General features: G+C 69.8%; 21 protein-coding genes and 1 tRNA gene. 11 read left to right on the forward strand and 11 right to left on the reverse strand.

Annotated features, from left to right (window positions below):
• Nucleotides 1–45: 45 nt before the first annotated feature.
• Genes IPK71_19825 through IPK71_19840 form a run of 4 tightly spaced genes read right to left on the reverse strand, consistent with a single transcriptional unit; the run spans nt 46 to nt 5,354 of the window.
• Nucleotides 46–2,247 (reverse strand): hypothetical protein, encoded by a 2,202-nt coding sequence (locus IPK71_19825; GenBank protein ID MBK8215983.1) that lies wholly within the window; start codon nt 2,245–2,247, stop codon nt 46–48.
• Complete coding sequence (locus IPK71_19830; protein MBK8215984.1) at nt 2,244–3,023, reverse strand: DUF4159 domain-containing protein; 780 nt, start codon at nt 3,021–3,023, stop codon at nt 2,244–2,246. Before IPK71_19830 ends, IPK71_19825 begins: the two co-directional genes overlap by 4 nt.
• Nucleotides 3,024–3,080: 57 nt before the next feature.
• Nucleotides 3,081–3,701, reverse strand: coding sequence for a hypothetical protein (locus IPK71_19835; protein ID MBK8215985.1), 621 nt, complete (start codon nt 3,699–3,701; stop codon nt 3,081–3,083).
• Nucleotides 3,702–3,749: 48 nt separating this feature from the next.
• Entirely contained in the window at nt 3,750–5,354 is a 1,605-nt protein-coding gene (locus tag IPK71_19840; GenBank protein MBK8215986.1) for a Ppx/GppA family phosphatase, read from the reverse strand.
• Nucleotides 5,355–5,388: 34 nt separating this feature from the next.
• Between IPK71_19840 and IPK71_19845 the strand changes: the two genes are divergently transcribed.
• Entirely contained in the window at nt 5,389–5,679 is a 291-nt protein-coding gene (locus IPK71_19845) for a hypothetical protein (GenBank protein ID MBK8215987.1), read from the forward strand.
• A gap of 9 nt (nt 5,680–5,688) precedes the next feature.
• Here the strand turns inward: IPK71_19845 and IPK71_19850 are convergent, their stop codons facing one another.
• Nucleotides 5,689–6,561, reverse strand: a complete 873-nt coding sequence (locus IPK71_19850) for a hypothetical protein (GenBank protein ID MBK8215988.1) — start codon at nt 6,559–6,561, stop codon at nt 5,689–5,691.
• A 112-nt stretch (nt 6,562–6,673) separates the two neighbouring features.
• On the opposite strand from IPK71_19850, the gene IPK71_19855 reads away from it, so the two are divergent.
• The 3 genes from IPK71_19855 to IPK71_19865 all read left to right on the forward strand — a co-directional run bounded on the left by IPK71_19855 (nt 6,674) and on the right by IPK71_19865 (nt 8,926).
• Nucleotides 6,674–8,071, forward strand: a complete 1,398-nt coding sequence (locus IPK71_19855) for a serine/threonine protein kinase (protein MBK8215989.1) — start codon at nt 6,674–6,676, stop codon at nt 8,069–8,071.
• A 113-nt stretch (nt 8,072–8,184) separates the two neighbouring features.
• A tRNA-Leu gene (locus IPK71_19860) sits at nt 8,185–8,268 on the forward strand.
• Nucleotides 8,269–8,440: 172 nt separating this feature from the next.
• Nucleotides 8,441–8,926 carry a hypothetical protein gene (locus tag IPK71_19865; GenBank protein ID MBK8215990.1) on the forward strand — a complete coding sequence of 162 codons (486 nt, stop codon included), beginning with the start codon at nt 8,441–8,443 and terminating at the stop codon, nt 8,924–8,926.
• A gap of 247 nt (nt 8,927–9,173) precedes the next feature.
• Here IPK71_19865 and IPK71_19870 read toward each other — a convergent pair whose 3' ends face one another.
• A complete protein-coding gene (locus IPK71_19870) occupies nt 9,174–11,885 on the reverse strand; it encodes a protein kinase (GenBank protein MBK8215991.1) in 2,712 nt (903 codons plus the stop codon).
• A gap of 203 nt (nt 11,886–12,088) precedes the next feature.
• Between IPK71_19870 and IPK71_19875 the strand changes: the two genes are divergently transcribed.
• The 5 genes from IPK71_19875 to IPK71_19895 all read left to right on the forward strand — a co-directional run bounded on the left by IPK71_19875 (nt 12,089) and on the right by IPK71_19895 (nt 16,415).
• The gene (locus IPK71_19875) at nt 12,089–12,322 is read left to right on the forward strand and encodes a 30S ribosomal protein S21 (protein ID MBK8215992.1); all 234 of its coding nucleotides are present in this window, start codon (nt 12,089–12,091) and stop codon (nt 12,320–12,322) included.
• 241 nt (nt 12,323–12,563) lie between these two features.
• Nucleotides 12,564–12,884 carry a helix-turn-helix transcriptional regulator gene (locus tag IPK71_19880; protein ID MBK8215993.1) on the forward strand — a complete coding sequence of 107 codons (321 nt, stop codon included), beginning with the start codon at nt 12,564–12,566 and terminating at the stop codon, nt 12,882–12,884.
• A 91-nt stretch (nt 12,885–12,975) separates the two neighbouring features.
• Nucleotides 12,976–13,926, forward strand: a complete 951-nt coding sequence (gene deoC, locus IPK71_19885) for a deoxyribose-phosphate aldolase (GenBank protein MBK8215994.1) — start codon at nt 12,976–12,978, stop codon at nt 13,924–13,926.
• A gap of 3 nt (nt 13,927–13,929) precedes the next feature.
• The gene (locus tag IPK71_19890; protein MBK8215995.1) at nt 13,930–15,450 is read left to right on the forward strand and encodes an aldehyde dehydrogenase family protein; all 1,521 of its coding nucleotides are present in this window, start codon (nt 13,930–13,932) and stop codon (nt 15,448–15,450) included.
• Between the two features lie 110 nt (nt 15,451–15,560).
• Nucleotides 15,561–16,415, forward strand: a complete 855-nt coding sequence (locus tag IPK71_19895) for an aldehyde dehydrogenase family protein (protein ID MBK8215996.1) — start codon at nt 15,561–15,563, stop codon at nt 16,413–16,415.
• 83 nt (nt 16,416–16,498) lie between these two features.
• Here the strand turns inward: IPK71_19895 and IPK71_19900 are convergent, their stop codons facing one another.
• The gene (locus IPK71_19900) at nt 16,499–18,100 is read right to left on the reverse strand and encodes an NAD(P)/FAD-dependent oxidoreductase (GenBank protein MBK8215997.1); all 1,602 of its coding nucleotides are present in this window, start codon (nt 18,098–18,100) and stop codon (nt 16,499–16,501) included.
• 190 nt (nt 18,101–18,290) lie between these two features.
• On the opposite strand from IPK71_19900, the gene IPK71_19905 reads away from it, so the two are divergent.
• A complete protein-coding gene (locus IPK71_19905) occupies nt 18,291–19,589 on the forward strand; it encodes a hypothetical protein (GenBank protein ID MBK8215998.1) in 1,299 nt (432 codons plus the stop codon).
• Between the two features lie 129 nt (nt 19,590–19,718).
• Nucleotides 19,719–21,107 (forward strand): methylenetetrahydrofolate--tRNA-(uracil(54)-C(5))-methyltransferase (FADH(2)-oxidizing) TrmFO, encoded by a 1,389-nt coding sequence (gene trmFO, locus IPK71_19910; protein MBK8215999.1) that lies wholly within the window; start codon nt 19,719–19,721, stop codon nt 21,105–21,107.
• Here the strand turns inward: trmFO and IPK71_19915 are convergent.
• Genes IPK71_19915 through IPK71_19930 form a run of 4 tightly spaced genes read right to left on the reverse strand, consistent with a single transcriptional unit; the run spans nt 21,104 to nt 26,968 of the window.
• On the reverse strand, nt 21,104–22,030 hold the full coding sequence (locus IPK71_19915; protein ID MBK8216000.1) for a site-specific DNA-methyltransferase: 927 nt from the start codon (nt 22,028–22,030) through the stop codon (nt 21,104–21,106). The two genes, trmFO and IPK71_19915, sit on opposite strands and share 4 nt — an antisense overlap.
• Nucleotides 22,027–22,893: a penicillin-insensitive murein endopeptidase gene (locus IPK71_19920; protein ID MBK8216001.1), complete on the reverse strand. Its 867-nt coding sequence runs from the start codon at nt 22,891–22,893 to the stop codon at nt 22,027–22,029. The genes IPK71_19915 and IPK71_19920 overlap by 4 nt, the downstream gene beginning before the upstream one ends.
• An 8-nt stretch (nt 22,894–22,901) precedes the next feature.
• The gene (locus tag IPK71_19925) at nt 22,902–24,254 is read right to left on the reverse strand and encodes a hypothetical protein (GenBank protein ID MBK8216002.1); all 1,353 of its coding nucleotides are present in this window, start codon (nt 24,252–24,254) and stop codon (nt 22,902–22,904) included.
• Complete coding sequence (locus IPK71_19930; protein MBK8216003.1) at nt 24,251–26,968, reverse strand: 1-acyl-sn-glycerol-3-phosphate acyltransferase; 2,718 nt, start codon at nt 26,966–26,968, stop codon at nt 24,251–24,253. Before IPK71_19930 ends, IPK71_19925 begins: the two co-directional genes overlap by 4 nt.
• Nucleotide 26,969: the final 1 nt, after the last annotated feature.

The following is a 26,969-nucleotide window of genomic DNA, read 5'->3' on the forward strand; positions in this document are numbered from 1 at the left end:
CGATACCGTCGTGGCCGCCTTCTCCCAAGCCTTCTCGGGGCTCGATCAAAGGAGGCCGCTCCGCCTCCGCGCGAAGAGGCTGGCGCCGAGCGTGGCGGCGGCGACGAGCGAGAGGAGCCACGCGGGGGCGATGGGCGTCACGTGCCGCTCGGAGGCGACGACCGTGGGCTTGGGGAGCGGCAGCTCGATCGGGCCATCTCCATGAAAATACGAGCCTTTCGATGCCTTCGCCAGACGCTCGAGGCGCGCCGGATCGGGGCGCGAGTCCGCCCACTCTTCGCCGCCGACCTCGCAGGCGAAGTCCCGACGGGTGGCCGGACCGCCCGCGATGCGCGCCCGCGCCGTGTAGCCCCCCGGCGCGAGGGCAGGGAGGGCGACGTCGACCGTGCGAGAAGGGCCATCGGGTCTCGCGGTGACGACGATCGGCTTCTCTTCGGTGCCGAGCTTGACGATCTCGACCTTCGTCTCACCTCCGGCCACGTGGGGCGCGTGGACACGCAGCTTCCCCGGCCGCCCGGCCACACACGCCCCGACGAGCTCGAGCTGCGCCGGCTCGTACCTCGGGTCGCGCATGAGCCACCCGAGCAGGCCGTCCCAGAGGGCTCCGTAGCCCCGCCCGCTCGTGCGAGCGCCGAGCTCCGAGAATTGGAGCTGCCAGGCGCCGTCGAGCCCGAGCGCGATCGAGCGACCGTTGCCTGGCTCTCCGAGGGCGAGGAGCGGCATCGGGGCGCCGCGGGAGGTCGTGCGACCCGGGTGCACCCAGAGGGCGGTCGAGCCAGGGCGCAGGTCGCCGAGGACGTTCGCTCCCGGCATCTCCGGGAGCTCTTCGCCGAGGAGCGCGCGGAGCGGGCCGAGGAGGGGCGCCTTCCGACCCTCGTCCGAATAGGCTGGGACCACGCGCGCCTGGTCGGCCATGGTCGCCCCGCGGCCACCGTCGAGCACGACCGGGAGCACTTCGGCGAGCGGCGTGTCCGCGTACCCACCCGCGACGAAGGAGTTCGGCCCGCCGACCATGACGAGGCCTCCGCCCGCCCTCACGTACTTCGCGAGCGCGGGCAGGTGTTTCTCCATCCCGTAGGGCTGTGCGTCGAAGTCTTGGAGGACGACGGCGTCGAACGAGGGGAGGTGCTCCGAGAAGAGCTCGTCGACGGGGAAGGGGATGAGCGCGAGCTCGTCGTTCGCGGCTTGGGGGTTGTCGGTCGGCGTGCGCAAGATGAAGAATGCGACGAGGTCGACGGAGGCGTCGCCCTTCAACCATTGGCGTAGCGCTCGGACGTCGTTCGTCGGGCGGCCGGCCACGTGGAGTACACGAATGCGCTCTCGAGCCACGTGGAACGTCAGGAAACGTTTGTCATTTTCGGGGATCTCGTCGCCCTCGGGGGACTGGATCGCGACCTCGAGCACGCGTGGGCCCGCGCGCTCGAACGTGACGGTCAGGTCGAGCTTCGCCTTCCCGTCGCGGATCGTGGCGATCCCCGAGCCGAGCACGGCCGGGGGGCCTTCCTCGCGGAGCTCACGCGCGACCACCGTGAGCTCGCCGCACGAGATCCCGCCGTCGCACCCCACCTCGACCGAGAGGGGCAGCGGGACGTGCGCGACGGCACCGGCGGCCGACACCCGGCGGATGCTCGCGTCCTTCGGGACGCGCGTGGTGGTCGACACGGTGTGGACCTTCGTCCCCGGGAAGAGCCCGGCGAGCGACTCGTCGCTGCTCTCCTCGGGCGGATCGTCGAGGCGCCCGTCGGACACGACGACGAGGGCGTCGGGGCGCTCCTCGGCCGACTCGCCGAGAAATGCCGCGGCCTTGCGCAGGTCGGAGTGGGCGTCGAGGGGCTCGGTCCCTGCCGACGTGGGGCGAGGCTTCTCGGCGCCGAACCCGAGGACCGTGATGCGGGCTTGCGGGGCGCCAGCGCGGAGGCTCTCGAGCGCGCGGTCGCGGAGGGTCGCGCGTGTGCCCGCCCCGTCCCGGAGGGCGAGCGAGCGAGACTCGTCGGCGAGCACGACGATGCGCGGCCCGACGGAGCTCTCGCTCGACGACACCCGGACGGGGCGAAGCACGGCGAGGAGGAGCGCGAGCTGCGCGAGCGCGGAGAGCGCCGCGACCAGTCCGCGCCGGGACCGCTCGCTTCGGCGGAGCTCCACGGCCAAGAACACGAGCGACGCGAGCGCGAGCCCGATCGCCACCGGAGGCGCCCACGCTGGGAGATCCTGGGCGAAGCCCACTCGCGTGACGGTGGTGCCGCTCACGGCGGGCCCACGATCGCGCGGCGTCTCATGAGGAACGCCGCGTGGACCTGATCGTCTTTGTAGTTGGAGCAGAGCACGTACATCGCGACGTTCACCGCGAGCCGGATCGCGTGCTCGCGCTGCACGTCGCCGTCGGGCAGGACCGGGTGCTCCCAGGCTCCGGTGGCGCCGCGTGCGAGCGCTCCGCCGAGGTCGTGCGACGAGAAGATGACCTGCGCCTGGCCACCGCGCACGATGGCATCGAGGGTCTTCGGGCCGAGCACGCGGCCCTCCGCGCGGCGAAGCAGGTAGAACGAGCGGAAGACGACGTGCTCGGGGCCTATCGGGATGGGAGAGGCGTCCGGCAGCACCCGCGCGATTTCTCGCCGCGCGGACTGCCCGAACTCACTCGGCGCGCCCGCCGCGGACGCGCCCGCGTCGTCCACGAGGAGCACCCCACCCAACGCGAAGTAGCGCCTGAGCCCTGCGATCTCGGCCGCGGTGAGCGGCTCGACGGCCGTCTCCCCGCTCCATGTGGCGAAAGGTGCGCTCGTCAGGGAGCGATCGTCGGCGCGGACGAGCGTCGGCGCGGATTTGGCGGGGGCCGACGTGCGCTGCACGAGCTCCCACGACCACCGCGCCGGAGCCGAAGGGCGCGCCGCTCCCTTGACGCCACCGGCGAGCAGGACCCGCGGGTCGAACGCGCCCGTGTCGCCGAAGCCACGCGCCGGCTTCGGGATCGCCGCGACGAGGCCCGCGACCACCGCCAATGCCAGAACCGGGAGCGCCCGCGCCATTCCGCCTTCTTACCAGGCCTTCGGCCCGACCGCGAAGGGCGACGATCGCGGCTCGGCTCAGTCGAAGTCGTCGACGCGCCAGATCCCGGCCTCGCGGCGCAGGCGCACGTGGTGGCCTCCGGGGACGAGGACGGTGGCGGCGTCGCCGTTCGCGCGCACCTCGAGGGTCTCGGGGTGCTCGAGGCCGAGGACGAGCGAGCGCAGATCGTTCTCGATCGCGGCCCGCGTGCTCGGCGAGAGCACCCTCATGAGGCCCGCGTAGCTCCGGCGGGCGAGCACCTGGCGGAGGGCCCCGAGCGCCTGCTCGGGGGTGCGAGCGCCACCGGGCAGCGCGCCGCTCGCCGTGATCCGGAACGAGCCGCCGCGCAGATCGAGGGTGGCCTCTTCGCCGTCCTCGAACCGGAGCCGCGCGACCGCCTCTACCCGGACGTCGCTCGAGCCGAGGACCTTGCTGCGCTCGGCCAGCTCCGCGCGTTGTTCGGCGGCCGTACGTCGCACGTCGTCGCGGGTCTTTTCGTGCCGGCCCGACTCGGTCAGCATCGCGTAGAGGGCGTCGCCGTCGCCCTTTTCGGCCGCCCGCCGGTACTCGTCGACCGCACCTTTCGGGTCGGGGACGGAGGGGCCGCACGCGGCGAGCGCGGTCGACGCGAGCACGATCGTGGCCAGGAAACGCGCCATCGGGGCGAGGCTACCAAAGATGCGCCGAGGGCGAGCCGTTTTCGTAGGTCACTTCGCTCGGGTCGCGCCCTCTCCGCCGGCGAGCGACAGGTCGAGGCCGAGGTCGTCGCGGAGGAGGTCGCCCTTCTGTTTCACCGTGAACTCCTCGAGGCTGCGATCGCCCTCGCCCGTCAGGTGGAGGACCATGCGCCTGCGGGTCTCGTCCACCTCGGCGCGCACGGTGCGGATCTTCCCGAGGTGCTCGCGATCGAGCGCGTCGGCGATGCGGAGGATGCCCGCGAGGGTCCGGACGCGGGCGCGGCCGTCCTTGTCGAGGTCGCGGAAGTTCGGGTGGTTCGGGTCGGGGAGGCTCTTTCGGTGGTACCGCGCGACGTTGGCCACGATGGCCCGTTCGTCGGGAGAAAATCCCATGATATCCGAGTGTTGGATGATGTAGTAGCTGTGTTTGTGGTGCCCGTCGTAGCGCACGAAGTCGCCGATGTCGTGGAGCGTGGCGGCGGCGCGGAGGACGAGGCGGTCTCTCGCGGTGAGGCCGTGGATGGCCCACAGGTCGTCGAAGAGCTGGCTCGCGAACCTGTCGACCGTGAGCGCGTGAGGCTCGTCGAACTCGTATTTTCGCCCGAGGCGGACGCAGCTCGCGAGCACCCCGGTCGCCTCGGCCTCTTCGTCCCAGATGTCGAAGTACTTGTCGGCCAGCTCGATGAGGATGCCCTCTTTGAGGCCCACGCCCGGCGACACGATCGCTCCCTGGTAGAAGAGCTCCGCGATACGTAGGAAGATCGCGATCGCGGGGACGATGGTGTCGGCGCGATCGGGGCGGAGGGAGAACTGTTTCTGGCGCTCCGCGGCGGTCATCCCGAAGAGGCGCGCCCGGAGCTTCTGCGCGAGCTGCGTGTCGATCGCCTTCGGGAACCCGAGGTGCCCGCCCTTCACGGGGCAGAGCTCGGCGAGGGTCTCGACGTTTCCGCCCGTGCCCACCACGATGTCGAACGAGGCCTTTCGGAGGTGCGGGATGGCCTCGGCGAGCGCGCGGTCGATCCCCTCTTCGAGGAGCATCGCGCGCGCGTCGTCGACGGTCTGCGCGTCCTTCAAGTAGGTCTCGAGCATGCGCACGGTGCCGAGGGGCAGCGACATAGCGAACGTGGCTTGCCCGCGATCGAGCACCGTGAGCTCGGTCGAGCCGCCACCCACGTCCACGAGGAGCGCGCGGCGTTCTTCGAGCGCGAGCCTTCGCACGACGGCGAGCTGGATGAGCCGAGCCTCCTCGACGCCCTCGATGACCTCGAGCTCGATGCCCGCCTCGCGCCTCGCGCGCTCGACCAGGGTGGCGCCGTTCCGAGCCTCGCGTACCGCGCTCGTGGCCGTCGCCCGGTACGCGTCGACCGCGTGCTCGTTCATCGCCGTGCGGAAGTCGCGGAGGGCCGCACACGCTTGGCCGATCGTCCCCGACGCGAGCTTGCCCGTGACGAACACTTCGGACCCGAGGCGGACCGGCACACGAAGGTTTGCAACCTCTCGAAAGTTAACGTCCTTTTCGATTTTTCCCCCGGCGGCGAGCGGGGCCTGCGCGCTCGCAGGTGGGGCGCCGTTCGACTCGACGATGCGGAGCCGGAGCGCGTTCGATCCGAGGTCGAGAGCGGCGAAGCGTGCCATGAATCTTAGAGCGGGGCTTTACCAAAGCCGTAGGATGGAGCGCCACCGTTACGTTCTCCTCGTTCTGTCGTTTCCTGGAGGTCACGTGCCCTTCGCCGGCGAGACACATGCCCGACGCCTCCTCGTCGGGGCCTCTGCGCTCATCACGCTCGGACTCTTCGTCGCCGGCACGGTCGCGCGGGTCGGCGGAGGCGTGGTGCTCCTCGTGGGGCTCCTTCTGGGCGTGTACGGGCTCCACGCGTTCGGTCGGCTCGGCCGCGCGACGGTGAAAGGGGGCCGGAAGGACGAGGGCGGCAAGGTCTCCGAGGCCCCCCACGACCCGTAGGCGCCCTCGTCAGATTTCGCTTCGAAGGACGAAGACTCCCACGTCCGGTCCGAGCTTCGGCGTGCGGACCGCGGCCCACCCGAAGGGCCGTTCCGTGAGGGTGAGCGTGCCCGAGGCCACACCCGACGCGGTCTTCTCGACGAGGCCGAGATCGGCGAGCGCCTTTTCGTTCGAGGGCGGAGTTTGGGGCGCGCCGTAGGCGCCGGTCTTGTCGAAGAGGCCCACGTAGAGGACGGGCATCTTCCCCTTGGCGTCGGTCTCTCGGAGCTGATCCGCGACGTCGTGTTTGAGGGTCTCGGAGAGGTGGAGCGCGAAGCGTCGGTACGTCCAGCCCGTCACGTAGACGCCGACGAGCTTCCCGTCCTCGCGCCGAACGGGCGCCGCGGCGATCCAGTCCCGATCGGGCCCGAGCTTGCTCGGGGGCCCCGGAAAAGCGCCGGTCGTCGCCGCGTATCCGTCCTTCGATTTCGCGAGGTCGGGAAAGATGGCGAAGAGGTTCTGGCCCGCCATCGCGTCCTGTTCGAGATCGTTCCGGATCGCGACCCCGGTCTCGTCCGCGAGGGCGAAGAACGTCGACTTGGCGATGAGCAGGTCGGGCACGTCCCGACGCACCTTCTGGAGGGCCGCGCGCACGGCCGGGAGGTTTTTCTGTGGCTCTTCTTTCGCGAAAGACGGCCCGAGCTTCTTCGCGCCCTCCGGGAGGCCTCGCTCGACCTCGGCCACGTCTTTCTCGATGAGGGTCGCGAGAGCGCCCACGTGCGTCTTGGCGAGGGTTTCGCTCTCTTTTCCGCGGTCTTTGCAGCCCGGAAGGGGGGCCGCGGCGAGCGCGAGGAGGGGGAGGAGAGAGAGGACGGAGAGAGACTTACGGCGCGAAAGGAGCATGCGTCGCCTCGAAGGTTACACCTCCTCTCGCCAGGGGCGCATAGTTTGGTAGGGTGCGGCCGTCTTCCTCCGAGCGGGCCCGGACCCGCGTCGCCCCCCGAACGGTACACGCTTGAACCGCTCAACCTCCCCCGAGGCTCCGAAGAAGCTCGGGCACTACAGCATCGTCTCCCTCATCGGCGAGGGCGGGATGGCGACCGTCTATCTCGCGTTCAAAGACGAGCCCTCGGGTCGCAGCGGGCCCTTCGCGCTCAAGGTGATCCGGGAGGAGCTCGCGCAGAGCAGCGATTTCGCCTCGATGTTCGCCGACGAGGCCAAGGTGAGCGCTGGCATGCGGCACCCGAACGTCGTGCGCGTCGAGGAGTCCGGTGTCGTCGACGGGCGGCTCTTTCTGTCCATGGAGGTCCTTCGTGGGCACTCCGTCTGGCAGATCTGGCAGGCGTGCCGTGAGCGAGGGCTCCGCCTGCGGTACGACCTCGCCGCCTGGATCTTCGCACGGGCCGCCGATGGCCTGCATCACGCCCACGAGCAGCGCGGACCCGACGGCACCTCCCTCGACCTCGTGCACCGCGACGTCAACCAATCGAATCTCTTCGTCACGTACGACGGAGACGTGAAGGTCATCGACTTCGGCCTCGCCAAAGCCGCCAATCGCGTCTCTCAGACCGCCGCGGGCGTCGTCAAAGGGAAGCTGTCCTATTTGGCCCCCGAGCAGGTGACCGGATCGAAGCTCGATCGTCGCGCCGACGTGTTCGCGCTCGGTGTGGCGCTGTGGGAGGTCACGGTCGACAGGCGGCTCTTCAAAGGCCGCGACGACATCGACACGCTCCTTCGTGTGAACGAGTGCCGGGTCCCCGACGCGACCGCCATCGTCGACGACTACCCCGCACGCCTTTGGGCCATCGTCTCGAAATGCTTGCAGAAAGACCCCTCGGACCGCTACCCCACGGCGCAGACCTTGGCGACGGATCTCGACCTCTTCGTGCGCGAGTGTGGCACCGGGATCGGTCGCGACTCGGTGGCCGAGATCATGGAAGTCCTCTTCGCGAAGGAGCGTGAGCGCACCGAGGAGTGGTTCCGCAAGTCCGAGGTCGCCGAAGAGCCGCTCGCCCCGCTCCGGCGCGAGCAGACGGCGCTCCTCATGCACAACATGCCGAGCCTTCCTCCGCCGCCCAAGGTGGATCTCTGGCTCGGTGAGCCCCCGAAGGGTTTCGTCGCGCGCGCCGAAGCGGCCCTCGCGCCCTCCGGCGCTCACGAGGCGGCGCCTTCGGGGGCCCCCGCGGCCGCACTTGCGCCCTCGGTGGCTCCCGCGCCCGGGGCTGCCCCGACACCCTCCGTGCCCCCCGAGCGCGTCCGCGCGAGCGACTCCGGCAGGCCCTCTTCGGGACCACCGGCTCGCGGAACGAGGCGGTTTTTTCTCGATCCACTGCAGGTAGGGGTGCTCGTGGTGACCGGCCTCGTCCTGATGCTTCTCGCGATTTTCGTTGTTCGCCTGTTGCGTTCGTCCTGAATCATGTGTTTAGGTGTTTGGGCGATCGTGAGGAGTCTTCGTTAAGGCAACTACGGTCGTCTCGCGCGGTTCCCGAGAGGGGCCGGCGAGGGCACACGTCACGGATGAATCGAGCCGAAGTGGCGGAATGGCAGACGCAGCGGATTCAAAATCCGCCGAGGCAGCCCCTCGTGAGGGTTCGAGTCCCTCCTTCGGCACATGGCGCGGGTCGAGCGCGAAACCCGCCTTTTTCTGGGGGCGGGGCACCTGTCCGGTGCCCCGTGCCTCGCCTCGTGGTCGAGGGCGGCGACGATCGCCGCGCCTCGCCGAATGCTGGCGTGAACCAGCCGGTGCGCGATCCGGCGACCATCTTCCGAAAGTGAGACGACCATGAGCAACCTGAAGACCACCCTCGAGAACCTCTCCGCCGAGTTCGCCGCCAACGTGCTTCGCGCCATTCGCGGCGCCTCTCTCGAAGACCTCATCTCCGAGTCGGGCACGGGCCGCGCTCCTGCCAAGGCCCCCGCGCGCGCCGCTCGCCCGGCCCCGAAGGCCGAGAAGGCGGCCCCGGCGGCAGCCCCGGCTCCGGCCGCAGCCGCGCCCGCCAAGGGGGGCAAGAAGGGCAGCAGCCGCCGTCGGCTGGCTCGCCGTTCGCCCGCCGACATCGCCGCGGTGGTCGACCAAATCGTCGCGCTGCTCTCGAAGAAGCCCGAAGGGCTCCGCTCGGAGGACATCCGTCGCGAGCTCGGCCTCGCGGCGAACGAGATGCCCCGTCCGCTCGCCGACGGCCTCGCCGCCAAGCGCCTCACGAAAGAGGGCGAGAAGCGCGCGACCGTGTACTTCGCGAAGGGCGCGGGCGGCGGCAAGAAGAAGTGAGGCCCTAGCAGCGCGTCGGCGCGCCCGTGTGGTGTGCCGCGCTCCCTCGAATCGGCGCTCTCGACCTTCGTGTCGGGACCGCCGATTCGGTCTTTTCGAAGGGGCCTCGGTGCGCCCGCGTCGTTCTCTCGGGCGGTACTCGCGACCTCCCAAGTCCATGAATCAATAGTCGGTAGAATCGCAAATAGGTTATGCGCCGCGCTTATTCGGGAATCCGACCGTCGGACGGGAGAGAAGCGACGGACGGTTATCGCGTGCCGAGGGCAGCGAGCCGCGCGCGGGCACGCTCCGCCGTGCGAGAGGCCTTCGCCGACCCCCAACGGTCGATGACTTGGCGATACGCGGTCGTCGCGCCTTCTCGGTCGCCACGAGCCTCGAGCGCCACGCCCAGGAAGTAGCTCGCGCGGACCTGGAGGAGCGGCTCGTCGAAGCCGACACATGCGTCGACCACACGCCGGAGATGCTCGACGGCGTGGACGTGGTCACCCGCGAGGGCCAGCACCTTCCCGGCGCGAAAGTCGAAGTGCAGGGTGCGCTGCGAGATCTTGGGCTCGCTGTCCACCGGGATCGCACGGAGCGCCTCGGCGGCTTCTTCTTTCGTCTCGGCGAAGGTCCCGTACGCGAGCGACCACCGGAGCCACGACATCCGCCCTCGCGGCTCGCTCAGCATGCCCGGATCGGCCGCCCGCGTTCGCGCGATCTCGCTCGCGAGCCACGCGGCCCGTCGCAGCTCGACCTCGTTCGCCGTGAGGGTGCCCGCCCGGAAGAGCGGCTCGACGAACCCGATGCTCGGGTCGGGCGCGAAAGGGTAAGGCGGGTAGGCGGGCATCCGGTCGAGGAAGTCCTTGGCCCACGCCGCGGCGCGCTTCGTGTCTCCTAGCTCGAGCGCGAGATCGACCTTCGCCCGCACCGCCTCGGCGTGCTCGGTGCGGTCCGCGTCGGCGGGCAGCGTCGCCTCGAGACCCTCGGCCAGCGTAAGGGCGTCGTCGAGGCGCCCGTCGGAGACCGCGAGCGCGAGCCACTCTCGGGTCTCGGCCCCTTTCCGCGCGTCGGGCGGCAAGAGGCTCACGTGGCGGCGCAGGGCCTCCTCGACCGAGGGGCGGGGGGCCTTCGATGCGAAGAGCGCACCGGCCCACGCCCGCTGCGGATCGGGGCTCTGAGGCTCGAGGGCCATCCAGGCCGCGGCGTCGTCTTTGGCGGCCGCGCAGTCTCCGCTTGCCGCGTGGAGGTCGTGTCGTACACCGACACACACGCTCGCGACCGGGGATCGGGCGAGGCACGCGGCCACGGAGCCGAGCGCACCCGTGCGGTCACCGAGCCGTTTTTGGACACGCGCGAGCCCCGCCCACGCCGGCGCGAAGGCGGGGTCCGCCCGTGTGACGGCCTCGTACGCGGCGCGCGCCCCCTCGAAATCGAGCTGACGCTCGCGCGCGGAGCCGAGAAAAACGCGGAGGCCGGAGTCGGCCGGGAATCGGTAGACGGCCGCGAGCAAGCGGGTCTCCCACTCGACCAGGTCGGGGTGGGGCCGCACGAAGGGCTCGGCCGCCTCGAGCAGGGCGAGATCGCGCGCTCCGAGGCCGTCTCGCCCGTGAAATGCCTGCTGGTAGTGACGGAGGCCTTCCTGTGGGTCGTGCGGGAGCACCCCGAGACCGAGGGCGAGGTGGGCCGCGGCGCAACCGTCGTCGAGGGCCACGGCCCGTTTGAGGTCGGCGAGGGACTCGGACACGGCGCCGTCGCGCTCGCGCACCCGTGCCGACGCGAACGCGGCGTCGGCCTCGCGCACCTGGCAGCTCGGGGCCGGCTTGTGTTTGGGGAGGGGCGGGGGGACCTCCGGTCGCCGCGTGAACGCGTACGCCACGACGGCTGCCGTGACCGCGCCCATCGCGAGGACGCTTCGAGACCGCGGGAGACGGCTTGGTCGCGCGCTCGGTGTCGTGTCCTCCGTGTCGCGTGTCGTCGGCACGCGTGTGGTCTCGGCGAAGGCCTCCGGCTCGTGGTGTTTCACGTCGACGGCCGCGCGTGTGCCCCGGGGTGGCAGGCTCGGACGCGGGGTACGCACGCTCCCGGTGAACGACGCGAGCTCGGCGGCCACGTCCTCCATGGTGGTGTAGCGGCTCTCGGGCGCCTTCGAGAGCGCCCGATGCACGCACTCGGCGACGCGCTCGGGGACGTCGGGCGCGAGGTCGGCGAGGCGAGGGGGCTCGTCCGAGAGGATCGAGGCGACGAGGGCGTACCCCTCGTGCGACGTCGAAAACGGCCTTTTGCCCGAGAGCAGCTCGAACGCCACGATGCCCCACGAGAACTGGTCGGAGCGGGCGTCGAGGCGCTCCCCCCGGAGCTGCTCGGGCGCCATGTACGCCGGGGTCCCCGCGACCTCGTCCTCGCCGGTGACGAGCTCGGCGCCGTCGGCGACGAGCCGCGTGCGGCGGGCGATCCCGAAGTCGAGCACTTTGACGATGCCGTCGGACCGCACCATCACGTTCTCGGGTTTGACGTCGCGATGGACGAGGCCCGCGCGGTGGGCCGCATGGAGAGCGCCGGCCACGTCCGCGAGGATGCGCACGCGCTCGGTCGTCGGGAGCGCGCCCGCCATCCGCGCGCGGAGGTTCTCGCCCTCCACGAACTCCATCGCGAAGTAGAGGAGCTCGTCGGTCTCGCCGACGTCGAAGATCGACACCACGTTCGGGTGGTTGAGGGAGGCCACGGCTTTGGCCTCGCGAAGGAGCCGGCTCGCGTAGCTCTCATGCGAGCCGAGCGGACCCTCGGCCTCTCCCTTGGAGATCACCTTGAGGGCGACCGTGCGCTCGAGGCGGGTGTCGAGCGCGCGGTACACGACCCCCATCCCCCCCTGACCGAGGAGGTCCTTCACTTCGTACGGGCCGACTACGGTCCCGGGCTCGAGCACGACACGCATCGGACCTTGCCTCGCCCCGTTCGTCAAATGCGGAAGGTCGTTCATGGGCCCAAAAAAGGAAGGCGAGGACGAAGGCCGAGACGACCTCGGCGGAGCGCCGCCCCGAGGCGCCTCGCCGAAAAAGGCAGGTCACGAGGAAAACACGGCTAGCGCCCGCATCCTTCCCGTGGTACCGAGCTTTCTCCGTTTCGCCGGAAGGCTCGTGCTTCCGTCTCCGTTTCGTCCCAAAATCCCGAGGATCTCGAAAGATGCCGAGTGATGCGATTCAGTGCAAGCCGCTCGAAGTGGTCGTGAGCGACCGCGGTATCGAGCGCGCCATCAAGATGCTCAAGCGGAAGCTCGCCTCCGAGGGCGTCCTCCGCGAGCTCAAGATGCGCCGCCACTACATGAAGCCCAGCGTGAAGCGCCGGAAGAAGCAGGCCGAGGCGGCTCGCCGCCGTCGCAAGCGCGCCAAGATGGACGCGGCCCCGCCGAAGAGCTGAGCTCTCGGCCTTCCGCAGGTGAAGCGCCACGAAGGCTCGATTCCCACCCGGGATCGGGCCTTTGGGCGTTTGTGTGGAAACGTGGGCGTGGCAACCGTTCGGCCTCGCGCGAAGGTGTGGCCTTCCCATTTCCTCTGCGCGGGCGCATATCTTAGAGAGCGTCGGGCGCTCGCCCATGCTCGGAGAAGCCGTGAAACGGACCTGCGATCACCTCTGTCCGATGTTCCAGACGGCGATGGACGTGCTCGCGAAGCCTTGGAACGGCCTCGTCATCGCCACGCTCGAGGGGGGCCCGCTCCGCTTCAGCGAGATAGGCGATCGCCTCACCGCGATCGGTGACCGCATGTTGTCTCTTCGGCTGAAAGAGCTCGAGGCCCTCGGGCTCGTGTCTCGAACGGTCATTCCGGGCCCGCCGCTCCGTGTCGAGTACGCGCTCACGGCCGTGGGGCACGGGTTCCGAAAGGTGGCCGACGCCATCGGCGCGTGGGGCGCGACGTTGACGGCGGCGCCACGCACCGAGTGCCAAGGCCTCGCCGAGGTCGACAAACCCAAGGCGTCGTAGCCGCCCTGACGCGCCGCAACAGCGGCTCGAGGAGCGCACCTGCGCGATTTGTCTCGCCCGGCGCCCACGCGGTCGGTGTACCTTCGGTCGCGTGAAATCCATCGTCACAGATCCGTCCGAGCGCCCTCGGGGGGGCGTCTCACTGGCCCACACCCCGCTCTTCGCGCCCCCGCCCGTCGACCAAGTCGCCATCGAAGAGCGCGTCGCCTCGCTCGCGAAGCGCTCGCTCAAGAAGGAGGCGAAGGTCGCAGGCCTGAAGCTCGCGATCCGCATGATGGACCTCACCACGCTCGAGGGGAAAGACACCGCGGGCAAGGTGCGTGCATTGTGCAACAAAGCGATGCGTCCGCTCGAGAGCGATCCGTCGCTCGGCCCGTGCGCCGCGATTTGCGTGTACCCGAACATGGTGCCCATCGCGAAGGCGGCGCTCGAGGGCTCGGGGGTGCACGTCGCGAGCGTGGCGACGGCCTTCCCGAGCGGTCTCTCTCCGCTCCCGATCAAGCTCGACGACGTCCGTCGTGCCGTCGAGTTCGGCGCCGACGAGATCGACATGGTCATCGATCGCGGGGCCATGCTCTCGGGCGACTACGCGAAGGTGTTCGACGAGATCGCCCAGACGAAGGACGCGTGCGGCAAAGCCCACCTCAAGGTGATCCTCGAGACGGGCGAGCTTGGCACCTACGACATGGTCCGCAAGGCGAGCGAGATCGGCATCGCGGCGGGCGGCGACTTCATCAAGACGTCGACCGGCAAGGTGCAGCCCGCGGCGACGCTCGGGGTCACCCTCGTCATGCTCGAGGCCATCCGCGACCACTACTACGCCACCGGTCGCAAGATCGGCATGAAGCCCGCCGGCGGCGTGCGCACGGCGAAACAAGCGCTCCAGTACCTCGTCGTCGTCAAGGAGACGCTCGGCGACGCGTGGCTCGACCCGGACCTCTTCCGCTTCGGCGCGAGCGCGCTCCTCAACGACGTCCTCATGCAGCTCGAGAAAGAGCGCACGGGGAACTACCAAGCGGCCGAAGACTTCTCGAAGGACTGACCCATGAAAAACGGAAACTCGATCGAGAAGGTGTCGCACGAGGTGGATCGCCCGAGCGTGAAGGACCTCGCGCTCGACTTCGGAAAAGCGTGGGAGTACGCGCCCTCGCCGGAGGCGACCGATCACGTCAAGCTCCAGAGCCGCTACGAGCTCTTCGTCGGAGGCAAGTGGGTCGCCCCGAAGAGCGGGAAGTACTTCCCCACGGTGAGCCCGAGCACCGAAGAGACCCTCGCCGAGGTGGCCGAGGCCAACGCCGAGGACGTCGACCTCGCGGTGCGCGCGGCCCGAAAGGCCTACGACGGCGTGTGGTCGCGCATGCGCCCCGAAGAGCGTGGAAAGTACATCTTTCGCATCGCGCGGGCCATCCAGGAGAAGGCCCGCGAGCTCGCCATCGTCGAGACGATGGACGGCGGAAAGCCGATCAAAGAGTCGCGTGACGTCGACATCCCGCTCGCGTCGGCGCACTTCTTCTACCACGCGGGCTGGGCGGACAAGCTCGACTACGCCTTCCACGGGCGCCGCGCGAGGCCTCTCGGCGTGGCGGGGCAGGTCATCCCGTGGAACTTCCCGTTGCTCATGGCCGCCTGGAAGCTCGCACCGGCCCTCGCGTGCGGCAACACGGTGGTGTTGAAGCCCGCCGAGACCACGCCGCTCACGGCGCTCCTCTTGGCGAAGATCATCGAAGAGTGCGAGCTCCCGGAGGGCGTCGTCAACGTCGTCACGGGCGCCGGCGCTACCGGTGCGGCGGTCGTCGAGCACGCCGGCGTCGACAAGGTGGCCTTCACCGGCTCCACCGCCGTCGGAAAACGCATCCAAGCCGCCCTCGCGGGCACGAAGAAGCGCCTCACCCTCGAGCTCGGCGGCAAGGCGGCGAACATCGTCTTCGCCGACGCGCCGATCGATCAGGCCATCGAGGGCATCGTCAATGGCATTTACTTCAACCAGGGGCACGTGTGCTGCGCCGGGTCGCGCCTCCTCGTCGAGGAGAGCGTGCACGACGTCGTGGTGCGGAAGCTCGAAGATCGCCTGAAGACGCTCCGCCTCGGCGATCCGCTCGACAAAAACACCGACGTCGGCGCCATCAACTCGAAGATGCAGCTCGAGAAGATCCGCGAGCTCGTCGCGAGCGGGCAGCGCGAGGGCGCGACCATGGTGCAGTCCGGCTGCTCGATCCCGAAGAAGGGCTTCTTCTTCCCGCCCACGTTCTTCACGGGGGCGAGCCAGTCGAGCCGCATCGCGCGCGAAGAGATCTTCGGGCCCGTGCTCACCGTGATGACCTTCCGCACGCCCGACGAGGCGGTCGAGAAGGCCAACAACACGATGTACGGCCTCTCGGCCGGCATCTGGACCGACAAGGGCGCCAAGATCTTCCACATGGCGGGGAAGCTCAAAGCCGGCGTCATCTGGGGAAATACCTTCAACAAGTTCGACCCTGGCTCGCCGTTCGGTGGGTACAAAGAGAGCGGCTTCGGCCGCGAAGGTGGTCGCCAAGGACTCTCGGCCTACGTGGAGCTCGACGGATGAAAACACGCACGGAAACTCACGTAGACAAGGCCGACGTGGCCATCCCCGGACCGCTCGCGACCCTCGACGAGCCCGTCGCGGCACGTCTCCGCGTCACGAAGGCGTACAAGATGTTCGTCGGCGGGGCGTTCGTTCGCTCCGAGTCGGGTCGCTACTTCCGCGTGGCCTCGGCCGACGCCGAGGGCGACGCCGATCCCGAGTCGGTCAACATCCCCCGTGGCTCTCGGAAGGACGTCCGCGACGCCGTGGTCGTCGCCAAAGCGGCCTACGAGAAGTGGGAGACGCGCACCCCCTTCAACCGCGGCCAGATCCTCTACCGGCTCGGCGAGGTGCTCGAGTCTCGTGCGCCCGAGCTCGAGCGGTCGCTCGTCCGCGCCGGGGCATCGCGCGCGGAGGCCTCCCGCGAGGTCGCCGCGACGGTGGACCGGGCCATCTTCTACGCGGGCCTCTCCGACAAAGTCTCGGCGCTGGTCGCGTCGCACAACCCCGTGAGCGGTCCGCACTTCGGGTTCAGCGTGCCCGAGGCCATGGGCATCGTCGCCGTGCTCGCGCCGCAGGAGCCCGCGCTGCTCGGCCTCGTGTCGGTGGTCTTGCCTGCCATCACGGGCGGCAACTCGGTCATCGTCGTCGCGAGCGAGAAGGACCCTCGCACCGCCATCGTGCTCGCCGAGTGCCTCGCCACGAGCGATCTCCCGGGCGGCGTCGTCAACGTCCTCACGGGGCACGAGCGCGAGATGGGGCCGATCTTCGCGAAGCACCGCGAGGTGTCGGCGATCGAGGCGTGGACCCACGACGACGCGCTCCGGGCCACCCTCGAGCGCGAAGGCGCGAGCAGCGTGAAGCGCGTGAAGACGCACGTCCCTCCGGCGAACGAGGTCTGGTTCGACCGGCGGCGTGGTCAGGGGCTCGGGTTCGTCGAGCGCCACCTCGAGACGAAGTCGATCTGGCACCCGGTCGGGGTGTAGCCGGATATTTGTAAGTCTACGATACTGTTGTCAAATTCGAGGGAGCCTCGCCGGGGCTCCCTCGTCTTTTTTGTGGCGCGCCGTCAATGGACGTGGGCCGTGTGGGGTGCGCGCGTGAGCTCGTACTCGTCCGGTCGGAAGACGCGGGTCTCGCGGCGGAACGTGAAGGTCGCGCGCGGGTAGAGCGTCGTGTTCTTCCCCTCGTCGTTCAGGTACCAGCTCGAGCAGCCGCTCGCCCACACGGTTCCGTCGAAGTCGCGATCCAGCGCGTCGTTGTAGGCGCGCGTGACCTCGGGCCGAACGGAGACGGCCGAGATGCCGTGCGCGCGCATGTGGGTGAGCGCCGAGACGACGTAGCGGATCTGCGCCTCGATCATGAAGATGATCGAGTTGTGCCCGAGGCCCGTGTTCGGCCCGAGCAGCATGAAGAGGTTCGGGAAGCCCGGGACGGTGGTGCCGCGGTAGGCGCGCGCCGTTTTGCCCCATGTCTCGCCGAGCTCTTGGCCGGATCGCCCGTGGATGCGCAGCCCCCCGAGGAACGACTGCACGGCGAAGCCGGTCCCGTGGATGATCGCGTCGACCGCGAGGGTGCGCCCGGACGCGAGCACGAGCCCCTCGGGCACCGCCCGCGCGATGGGATCCGTGACGAGCTCGACGTTCGGCTGATCGAGCGACGGGTAGTAGTCGTTCGAGAAGAGGACGCGCTTGCAGCCGGGCACGAACGTCGGCGTCACCGCGCGTCGAAGGTCGGGGTTCTTGATCGCCTTCGAGATGTAGAGCTTGCCGAGCACCTCGGCGAGCGCCATGGCCCGCGGGACCTTCGAGAACATCGTTCCGAGCAGCTCGGCCCTCCAGTAGATGCCTTGGCGGTGCAAGAAGCGGCGGAGCGGGTGACGCGCGAACGTGGACTTCTCGTCCTCCGAGTAGGCGCGATCGGGCTTCGGCAAGACCCAGGGAGCGGTGCGCTGGAGCACGAAGAGCTGCGCGACCTGCGGCTGGATGCGAGGCACGAACTGGATGGCGCTCGCGCCCGTGCCGATCACGGCGACGCGCTTTCCTTCGAGGGGGTAGTCGTGGTTCCACGTGGCCGAGTGGAACGTCTCCCCTCGGAAGGTCTCGAGGCCGGGGACCTTGGCGTACGCCGGGTTCGAGAGGCCTCCGATGCCCGACACGAGCGCGCGCCCCTCGAACACGTCCCCTTTGCGGGTCTCGACGACCCACGTTTGGGTGCTCTCCTCCCAGGTCGCGCGGGTGATGTCGCACCCGTAGTGGATGCGGTCGCGGAGCGCGTGGCGATCGACGCAGCCCTCGATGTAGGCGCGAATCTCCGCCTGAGGGGAGTAGGCGCGGGACCAGTCGGGCTTCGGCTCGAACGAGTACGAGTAGAGGTGCGAGGGGACGTCGCAGGCGCAGCCCGGGTAGGTGTTGTCGCGCCAGGTACCGCCGACGGCGTTCGCGCGCTCGAGCAGCACGAAGTCGCGGATGCCGGCCTCTTGCAGCTTGATGGCCATGCCCACTCCCGCGAACCCGGTGCCGACGATGACGACGTCGTGGACATGCCCGCGGGCACCACGGACGTGCGACGTTCCCTCGTCTCGCGGTGCGCCCTCGTCCGGAGGGGCGGGGGGCGCGGATTTGGCGAGCGTGGGGGAGGGTGCGCGGCCATTCGAGTGGGCTTCGGGCATGACGGGAGCATGAGGCTTTATTGACCATGAGTCAATAGTGCCCGGTCGAGCCCATCCGGAGAGCCGCAGTGGGAGGACACGGTCGGTCCTTACGGCGCGGAAAGGCGCTTCCGCGCACGCTTCGATGCGTGATAGGACCCGTGCCCCAGTGCCAGCGCCCATGACGGTGCGGCCATGGAGGAGAGACCAAATGAAGCTCGGGCGTACGCTGTCGCTGCCCATCCTGTTCGGGATGTTGGCGAGCCCCCTCTTGATGGACTGTGGTGCGTTGCCGAAGGGCCTTCCGGGCCCCGTGGGCGACCTCGCGGCGGCGGGTAGCTGCCCCGAGCTCAACGCCGAGGCGCTCGCGGCCGTCGACTTCTCGAAGGAGTTCAAGCTCTCGGCCGAGGCCGGCGCGAAGCTCAAGGCGGGCGTCATCGCCAGCATCGAGATCAAGGACTTCGCCGCCAAGATCGACGCCGACCTCAAGACGGCGTGCGGCGGTATCGCGAAGGATCTCGGCGCCACGGGCGAGTTCAAGTCGGGCGAAGAGGCCTGCAAGGCCGCGGCGAAGGCCATGGGCGACTTCAAGGCGAAGATCGGCGCGAACGCGAAGATCGCGCTCACGGTGAAGCCCCCGGTCTGCCGCGCCGACATGGGCGTCATGGCCGACTGCGCCGCCAAGTGCGACGCCAAGGTCTCCGGCCCCTCGGCCAAGGTCGAGTGCGAGCCGGGCAAGCTCTCGGGCTCGTGCGAGGCCCAGTGCGAGGGCTCGTGCGACGTCGAGGCGGGCGCCAAGTGCGAGGGCGAGTGCTCCGGCAAGTGCGACGCGCAGATGAAGGGCACCTGCTCCGGCAAGTGCGACGGCAAGTGCGACGGCAAGGACTCGAAGGGCGCCTCGTGCGCGGGCACCTGCGAAGGCAAGTGCGACGCTCAGGTGCAGGGCGAGTGCAAGGGCAAGTGCGGCGGTAGCTGCAAGCTCAAGGCCGGCGCCAAGTGCGAGGGCACGTGCTCGGGCAAGTGCTCGGCCGAGATGAAGGCGCCGAAATGCAACGGCGAGGTGAAGCCGCCGCAGATGAGCGCGGAGTGCAAGGGCCAGTGCGACGCGAAGGTGTCCGCCAAGGCCGAGTGCACCCCGGCGCAGGTCGGCATCGCGATCACCGGCGCGGTCGACGCGAAGGCGGCCGAGCAGTTCAAGGCCACCATCGAGAAGAACCTCCCCATCGTCCTCAAGGTCGCCATCGGCATGGCCGAGTCGGCCCCGAAGGTCGCGATCAGCGGCAAGGCGGCGGTCGAGGGCGTTCAGTCGAGCGTCCAGGAGATCGCGGCGAGCGCGGGTGCGAGCGCGGCCATGATCGGCGGTCGCATCACGAACTGCTTCGCCGGTACGTGCGAGGGCGCGCTCGACGGCGCCGCGAGCATCCAGGCGAACGTGAGCGTCTCGGTCGACGTCAAGGCGAGCGCCTCGGCGAGCGGCAGCGCCGGTGGCAGCGCGGGCGCCAAGAAGTAAGTAAACTCGGTTTACTTACGCGCGAGGCCCTGGAATTTCCGGGGCCTCGTCGCGTTTCGAAGGGACCTTTGCCCGAGGAACCGCCCCGCGTGGGTGACGGCGGGCTCGTCGTCCGGTAGAACGCGCCGCGTGAAACGCACGACGATCGTAGGTGGCGGCCTCGCGGGCTGCGAGGCGGCCTTCCAGCTCGCGGAGCGCGGCGTCGCCGTGACGCTCATCGAGCAGAAGCCCAAGGCGAGGACCCCGGCTCAGACGAGCGACAAGCTCTGCGAGCTCGTGTGCTCGAACAGCCTACGTGGGGCGGCGCTCGTGAACGCCGTCGGCCTCTTGAAAGAAGAGATGCGTCGCGTGGGGTCGCTCGTGATGCGCGCGGCCGAGGTGGCCAAGGTTCCGGCGGGCGGCGCGCTCGCCGTCGATCGCGACGTGTTCTCGGACGAGATCACCCGAGTCCTCGATGGGCACCCGAACGTCACGCGAATCTCCAAGATCGTGACGGAGATCCCCGCGTCGACCGAGGACGCGCCGGTGATCTTGGCGACGGGGCCGCTCACCGGCGACGCGCTCGCGGCCGACCTCGCGCGGGTCATCGGCCACGAGCAGCTCGCCTACTACGACGCGATCGCGCCCATCGTGGCGGCCGACAGCATCGACTGGAGCAAGGTGTTCCGGCAGTCGCGCTGGGGCAAAGGCGAGGGCTCTGCCGACGGGGAGGGGGCGCTCGACGCCGAGGCGCTCGGGGACGAGGCCTACGTGAACTGCCCGTTCGACGAGGCCGGCTACAAGCGGTTCGTCGCCGACGTCGTGGCCGCCGAGAAGGTCGAAGCGCGCGCCTTCGAGGACGTCCGCTACTTCGAGGGGTGCCTGCCGATCGAGGTGATGGCGGCGCGGGGCGAGATGACGCTCGCGTTCGGCCCGATGAAGCCCGTGGGCCTCACCGACCCACGCACGGGGAGGCGCCCGTACGCCGTCATCCAGCTCCGCCAAGAGGACGCCGCCGCCACCGCGTACAACCTCGTCGGCTTTCAGACCCGCATGACGTACGGCGCGCAGAACCGTGTATTTCGCACCATTCCCGGTCTCGAAGAGTGCGAGATCCTGCGCTACGGCACGGTGCATCGAAACACGTTCGTGAACGCCCCCGATCTCCTCGACGAGCGCATGCAGGTGCGCGCGCGCCCGCACCTCTACCTCGCCGGCCAGATCACCGGCGTCGAAGGGTACGTCGAGAGCGCGGCGTGTGGGCTCGTGTGCGCGCTAGGGCTCGCGCAGACCCTCGCGGGCGTCCCGTTCACGCCGCCACCCGAGACGACCGCGCTCGGCGGTCTCCGCACGCACCTCGGTCGCAAGCAGCCTCGTTACCAACCGTCGAACATCACCTGGGCGTGCATGCCGCCCCACCCGAATCGGCGCTTGAAGAAGCGAGATCGGTATCAGGCGCTCTCGGAGCGCGCGCTCGCCGATCTCGACGCGTGGGTGAAGAGCGCGCCCCTCGTTGCGAGCGGCTCCGTGGCTTCCTAGCCTCCTCGAGGCCCTTCGAGGATCTCGGGGCGTGCTCCTTCGGCGGCGAGCCTCTCGAGCGTCGTCGTTTGAGCGAGGGCCCCGACGTCGCTCCCGAAGTACCGACGCCCGAGCCGATGCGCGACGACCAGCGTGGTGCCGCTGCCCGCGAACGGGTCGACGACGAGCTCTCCCGGGTGGGTCGCGAGGGCGACGATCCGCGCGAGGAGCTTCTCGGGTTTTTGCGTGGGGTAGCCCGTGCCCTCGCCGCGCAACGGGGTGTTGGCGAGCATGGCGGGGCAGTCGGTCCACACCGAGCCGACCGCGCGTCCCTCGTCGGCGTAGTACCGGTACGTCTTCTTTCCCACCGTGCGATCGCGGTACGCCCGCCCGCTCGCGTCGACGCGGCCGAAATGCATCGTGAGGCTCGTCTCGGCGAACGGCTCGCGTGCCTCGGGGGCGCGCAGGTTCCAGGTGTATTTTGTGGTCTTCGCATAGACGAGCAGCGTCTGGTGGGCGCGCGGAACCCCCCGCCGCGCCTTGGCCCCGTTGCCGGGTACCCACACGATCTCGCCCGCGAAGGCTTGGCGACCGAGCCTCGAAGCGAGGCGCGCTTCGACGTCGCGGACCGCGTGATGATCGAGGTGCACCCACAAGGTCCCTGTCGGAGCGAGCGCGTCGAACGCCGCTTCGATCCGCGGTACCAGCCACGCGAGGTACGCGTCGCGCGAGGGCCAGGTGTCGTCGTAGGCCACCGCGCCGCGCGCGCGCTCCCGAGGGCCACCCTCGTCGTCCCCTTTCGGCGGACGCGCGCGAAAGGGGCGATCGACGAAAAATGGCGGGTCGAGGTACACGAGCGAGGCCGAGCCCGCGTCGAGCGTGCCCAGCGCGTCGAGCGCGTCGCCTCGGAAAAAGCGCCCCTGCGTCGGCGCGTCGTCCCTCAAAAAGAGGGCTCCTCGCGCACGTCGGCGAGCGCCATCGTGGCGGGAGCCCCACCAACGGGACCGAGCAGCTCCCGCAAGAGGTCGGCGGTGGAGGGGGAGGGGCGCGAGGCTCGTTTCAGCCAGGGCCACACCGGCCCGAACGGGACGCACCCGTGGTCGACCTCGTCCGGCAGGCACTCGGTGCGCACGTGGAGGTGATCGTCGTGAGGATCGGCGGGCGGCTTCGGACGTAGCATCATCGTCATGGCCCGGTACACGGTCTCGGTCGGCTCTCCGCGGGCCCGCGCCCACTCGAGCAAGAGGGCCTCGATGTTCTGGTGGACGAAGATCCACTGCACGTTGGCCTCCGTGTCCTCGACGAGCGCCTTCACGAGGAGCCACTCGCGCTCGACGTCCAACCGTAGGTATTCACTTCGGTTTTTGTCGTAGGCGAGGCCGTCCGTGCCGACCGACGAGAAGCCGCGGCTCCGCACGGGCGCGCCGTCGAGCGTCGTCATGTAAAGGAGCAGATCGACGTCCCGGCCGACACGATGCGACGCGTGCCCCGACAGCTCGCCCCCGTTCTTGCGCGAGAGATCTCCGACGACCAAGGTGCCCCCGGGGCGCGCGTCGTCCACCTTCTTGGCGGCGTGCACGAGCGCCGACACGAGGCGGGGCACTCCGTAGTGGCGGTCGTCGTTGCGGAGCCATGCGAGGCCCGCGCTCTCCCTCGGGAGCTCGACCCCGGCCGTCAGCACCCCGCGGTGGGGCACACCGACGGAGCCCGTCACGTTCGGGACGAGCGGGCTCGGGGTGTTGGCGCAGCCCGCGAGCGTGAGGCACGCGGACACGGCGGACGCGAGAGAGAGGGCCCGGCGGAGCATCGTGTCCGCTATTCGTAGCTCACCTCGCCCGACGGGTGCACCTTTCGTGCGCGCAGCTCCGAGTAGGGGGCCACGGGCACGGCGTCGCGACGGGTGAAGTCGACCTCTCCGTGGCCGGTCGGGGTCGTCACGCACGTGATCTGGCCCGACGCGGAGGCTCGGCAGAGCGTGCTCACTCGCTCACGACGGACGCTCCCGGTCCCCGAGTCGCCGAGGCTGCCGTCGGGGAGGACCTGGGGGAACGGGAAGAACGTCGAAATCCGAGCGCTCACGACCTCGACCGCCGGGCCGAGCGCGGTCTTCACGAGCTCTTTGCCCTCGAGCGCGGCCTCGACGATCCCGCCGCAGCCGGGGTTTCGGAGCTCTTCGATGCCGATGACGGCGGGCGTGACGAAGACCCCACGCGCGGTCGCGAGGGCGACCCGCGTCTCGATCGCGTCGTGGGTGTGCACACGCACCGTGCGCGCCTCGACGAAGGGCGGTTCGAGTGCGAGCTCGAGGGCCTTGCCGGGCACGCAGTACGGGGGCTCGATGAAGCCGGGGTACTCGTCCTTCTCGGCGGCGAAGGTCGGCGTGACGAGCGACGTGTGGGCCGCGCAGAACGCCGCGACGGAGGGATAGGGCCCGTCGACCGCCTTCCCCGCATCCGCGCCGAGTCGAGGCGCCGGAGGGGTATCGAGCGTGCCCACGACCACCGTGGGCGGCCCGGCGTGGGCGAGGACCTCGCGCCCGGGAGTGCCGAGGACCTCGAGCTCGCTCACCACGAGCTCACGCCACGCCTTCTTGGAGCCCGGTGTCGTCTTCTCGACCACGATGCGGTAGTCGCCGCCGGGGCCGTCGATGCGGAGGCTCTGGAGGCCGCGCTTGTCGGGATCGAGCGTGAACGAACGGAGCTTTACGCCGTCGCGCTCCACCGAGACCTCGGCGATGCGGTGGTTCGCCGTGAAGAGGTCCTCGCCCGCCTTGGAGGTGGCGTCGTAGCCGACCGTGAGTCGGATCGCGGCCACGTGGGCGTCTTTCGGGACGCGGAACGCGATCGCGCCGCCGACGAGATCGCCCGTTTTTCCGTTCCACGCCGTGCCCAGCTTGCCGTCCACGAGAAACTCAGGAAAGTCCTTTGGATTCGCGACTTTGGACGATACCGCCACCTTGGCTGGGACCGTGTGCAAGAGGTTCTCGCTCGCGGGGCTCGCCGGTTTCTTCTCGGGCGAGGTCGCGTCCGTGCCGCCGTCACGAAGCGCTGGCGCCGCGGCCTCGGCGGGGCTCTCGTTCGCGGGAGGCGCCTTGTGGCACGCGGCGAGGGCCAAGGCTGCGCCGAGGACGTGGACGAACCGGTTCGGCGAGGACGGGAGGGACGTCATGCGACGCTCGAACGCCCGAGGTAGCCCGCGATCTTCCCCTCGATCGCCTGAGCCGCGTCGGCGCGGGCGAAGCTCTCGGCCAGCCGGAGCTTTCCGTCCTCGCGCGAGAGCACCCCCTGATCGACGAAGGCCTGGAACGCGTTGTCGAAGAGCGCGCGGCTCACGGCCTCTTTTCGCTCGATCTCGCCGCCGAGGAACATGCGGTCGCCGAGCGCGAGCGCGCGCTTCCCGAGCTCCTTCGGTGCGACGGGCCCCTTCACGAGCGCGACGAGCGCGCGCGCGGCGATGCGGTACCCTTCGACGAAGGGCCGAAGAATGCTCGCGTAAAGGCGCGTGTCGGCGCCGGCCTGGCCTGCGCCCACGGTGAGCTCGCCGCCGTCGATCCGCACGATCTCGCCGTGGTCGATCATGGAGGCGAGCGTCTCGTCGAAGATGCGTTCGAAGGGGGCGTCGGCGCGGAAGCTGAACTCGTGTTTGAAGAGCCGCGAGAGCGCGAGCACGCGACCCGAGAGGGCCTCTTCGGTCATCGGTGGGCCCTCTTGGGCGAAGAGCGCGGTCGCGAGGAGCCCGCGGGAGACGAAGTGGTGGACGACCCCGTTCTTCGAGAGATCGAGGAGGTGGCGGCGCTCGTCGCGGACGACGTAGAACGCGCCAGGGCCCGGGCGTGGCCCCGTCTCTCGGGGCGCGAAGGGGAGGCCCGAGAGCCGCGTTCGCTCGCGCGCCTCACGCTCGGCGGGGATCCCCGGGGTCTTCACGTCGAGGTGCCCGGCGCGGAAGAACAGCTCGGTCGCTTCACGGAGCCCGGAGATGCGCACGACGCGCCCGTCCGACGATGCGCTCGGTGAGAACCGCGCGCCGAACCGGGAGAGCAGCTCGAAGACACGCGTAGCGAGGGCGAGCAGATCGCCGTCCTCGATGCCTCGTCGACCGTGGGAGAGGAGCGCCGTCGCGACGATCGCGCCCGGTGTGGCGGCCGTCACACGGTCGATCTCGTTCATGGTGCGGTACGCGAGCCGCGTCACCATGGCCCGCTTGCGTGCGGGGCTGAGCTCGCCCTCGCGGAGCACGTGGGACGGGGGGAGCGAGTCCCCGCGGCTCCGCTGCGAGTCGACCTCGGCGAGCACGGCCTCCATGGTGACGGGCTCACCGAACTGCACGTTCAGCTTCCCGTACCGGCCGGCCAAGGTCTCCATGGCGCGGAGGAGCCCCCTCACGTCCTCTTTGCGCTTCTCGCCGCCCGTAAGCTCACGGACGAGCGACTTCTCTTCGACGATGCGCTCGTAGCCGATCGAGATCGGGCAAAAATAGACGCGTTTTCCGGCCGCGAGGGCGCCATCGACGATCATCGACAGGAGCCCGAGCTTGGGCGAGAGGAGCTTTCCCGTGCGGGATCTCCCGCCCTCGAGGAACACCTCGAGGGACTGCCCGTCGAGGATGAGCCTTCGCACGTACGCGTCGACCACCGCGCCGTAGAGGCGATCTCCCTTGAACGACCGGCGAATGAAGAACGCCCCGCCGCGGCGCAAGATGGGCCCGAGCGGGAAGAACGAGAGGTTGTCACCGGCGGCGATGACCGGGGCCGGCATGCGCGCGTGGTAGAAGACGCGCGTCAGAATGATGTAGTCGACGTGGGACTTGTGGGACGGGAGCAGCACCAAGGTGCCGTCCTTCGAGGCTTGTTTGAGCCGCTCGAGCCCCGTGACGTCGACCTCCACGTCCGAGTACATCTTGGCGAGGGTCGCGTCGAAGGCGGCGTCCATGACGCGCACCGCGTTCATGTCCTGGGCCGACTCGAGCTTTCGCAGCATCGCGTGGGCGCGGGCCGTGAGCGCGCGGCGCTCCTTGTTGCCTTCGCCGGCGAGCTCCACGATCGTGCGCGCGAGCTTCGGGCTCCGGACGACCTCGTCGCGGAGGCGATCGAGCGGCTTCTTGCTCGGGCCGACCACCGCGCGGCGCTCGCGCTCGAGGCGGCGGAGGAGCGCGTACGTGAGCCTTCGGACGAGCACCTCGTCGGACGAGCCGGGGCCCTCGGTCGCGAGGAACTGCGCGAGGTCCAGAGGCTCGCCCGCGCGAAGGATAACGTGTTGATAGTTAAGTAGAAATTGGGCGAGGGTGCGCAGCCTTCCGGGCCACTCGCGTGGGCCGAAGAGCGCGTCGACGACGCCTTGTTCCGCGCTGTCGGGGTGCTTCGACCAGACGAAGACCTGGGGCACGAGCAAGATCGGCTGGCTACCGTCCCGCGTGCGCTCGCGCTGGGCGTCGAGCAGGGCACGAAGGTACGCGTCGCCCTCGGTGCGGCCGCGCGTCGGTAAGAGCGCCGCGCGGGACCGGCCCGACACGATCGGCGGCGGCTCGAGGAGCGACGGGGGGCGCTTCAAGAAGAGCGCCGCCGAGTGGCCCCGGGCGAGCACGTCCGCGAGCTCGCGGGCGTAGGAGGCGTCGTCCCGGGGGACGACACGTTCCCACAGCCCGCGGGGGGTGGGGGAGAGCGCGGCGAGGCCGTGGTCGTTCGCGAAGCGGACGCGCGGCAGGCCGAGCTTCTTCGTGAGCACGTCGAGGGCGAAGTAGTCGACGACCGAGACGTTCCGGAGAACGTAGACGGCCGTGCCACGCGCGTCGGCCTCGCGCACACGGCGCGCCCACGCGTCGTCGACCGTCATGCGCTCGAACGCGCGGGCGGCGAGCCTCTCGACGACCCCTTCGCCCGTGCTCACG

Source organism: Myxococcales bacterium (genome assembly GCA_016712525.1).
Taxonomy (GTDB): Bacteria; Myxococcota_A; Polyangia; order Polyangiales; family Polyangiaceae; genus JAAFHV01.

Coding starts and splice junctions, on each gene's coding strand:
- IPK71_19900 (MBK8215997.1), bottom strand. CDS start 18,100: ATGCCCGAAGCCCACTCGAATGGCCGCGCACCCTCCCCCACGCTCGCC.
- IPK71_19895 (MBK8215996.1), top strand. CDS start 15,561: ATGTTCGTCGGCGGGGCGTTCGTTCGCTCCGAGTCGGGTCGCTACTTC.
- IPK71_19875 (MBK8215992.1), top strand. CDS start 12,089: ATGCCGAGTGATGCGATTCAGTGCAAGCCGCTCGAAGTGGTCGTGAGC.
- IPK71_19840 (MBK8215986.1), bottom strand. CDS start 5,354: ATGGCACGCTTCGCCGCTCTCGACCTCGGATCGAACGCGCTCCGGCTC.
- IPK71_19845 (MBK8215987.1), top strand. CDS start 5,389: ATGGAGCGCCACCGTTACGTTCTCCTCGTTCTGTCGTTTCCTGGAGGT.
- IPK71_19865 (MBK8215990.1), top strand. CDS start 8,441: ATGAGCAACCTGAAGACCACCCTCGAGAACCTCTCCGCCGAGTTCGCC.
- IPK71_19890 (MBK8215995.1), top strand. CDS start 13,930: ATGAAAAACGGAAACTCGATCGAGAAGGTGTCGCACGAGGTGGATCGC.
- IPK71_19870 (MBK8215991.1), bottom strand. CDS start 11,885: ATGAACGACCTTCCGCATTTGACGAACGGGGCGAGGCAAGGTCCGATG.
- IPK71_19835 (MBK8215985.1), bottom strand. CDS start 3,701: ATGGCGCGTTTCCTGGCCACGATCGTGCTCGCGTCGACCGCGCTCGCC.
- IPK71_19830 (MBK8215984.1), bottom strand. CDS start 3,023: ATGGCGCGGGCGCTCCCGGTTCTGGCATTGGCGGTGGTCGCGGGCCTC.
- IPK71_19925 (MBK8216002.1), bottom strand. CDS start 24,254: ATGACGTCCCTCCCGTCCTCGCCGAACCGGTTCGTCCACGTCCTCGGC.
- IPK71_19850 (MBK8215988.1), bottom strand. CDS start 6,561: ATGCTCCTTTCGCGCCGTAAGTCTCTCTCCGTCCTCTCTCTCCTCCCC.
- IPK71_19920 (MBK8216001.1), bottom strand. CDS start 22,893: ATGCTCCGCCGGGCCCTCTCTCTCGCGTCCGCCGTGTCCGCGTGCCTC.
- IPK71_19905 (MBK8215998.1), top strand. CDS start 18,291: ATGAAGCTCGGGCGTACGCTGTCGCTGCCCATCCTGTTCGGGATGTTG.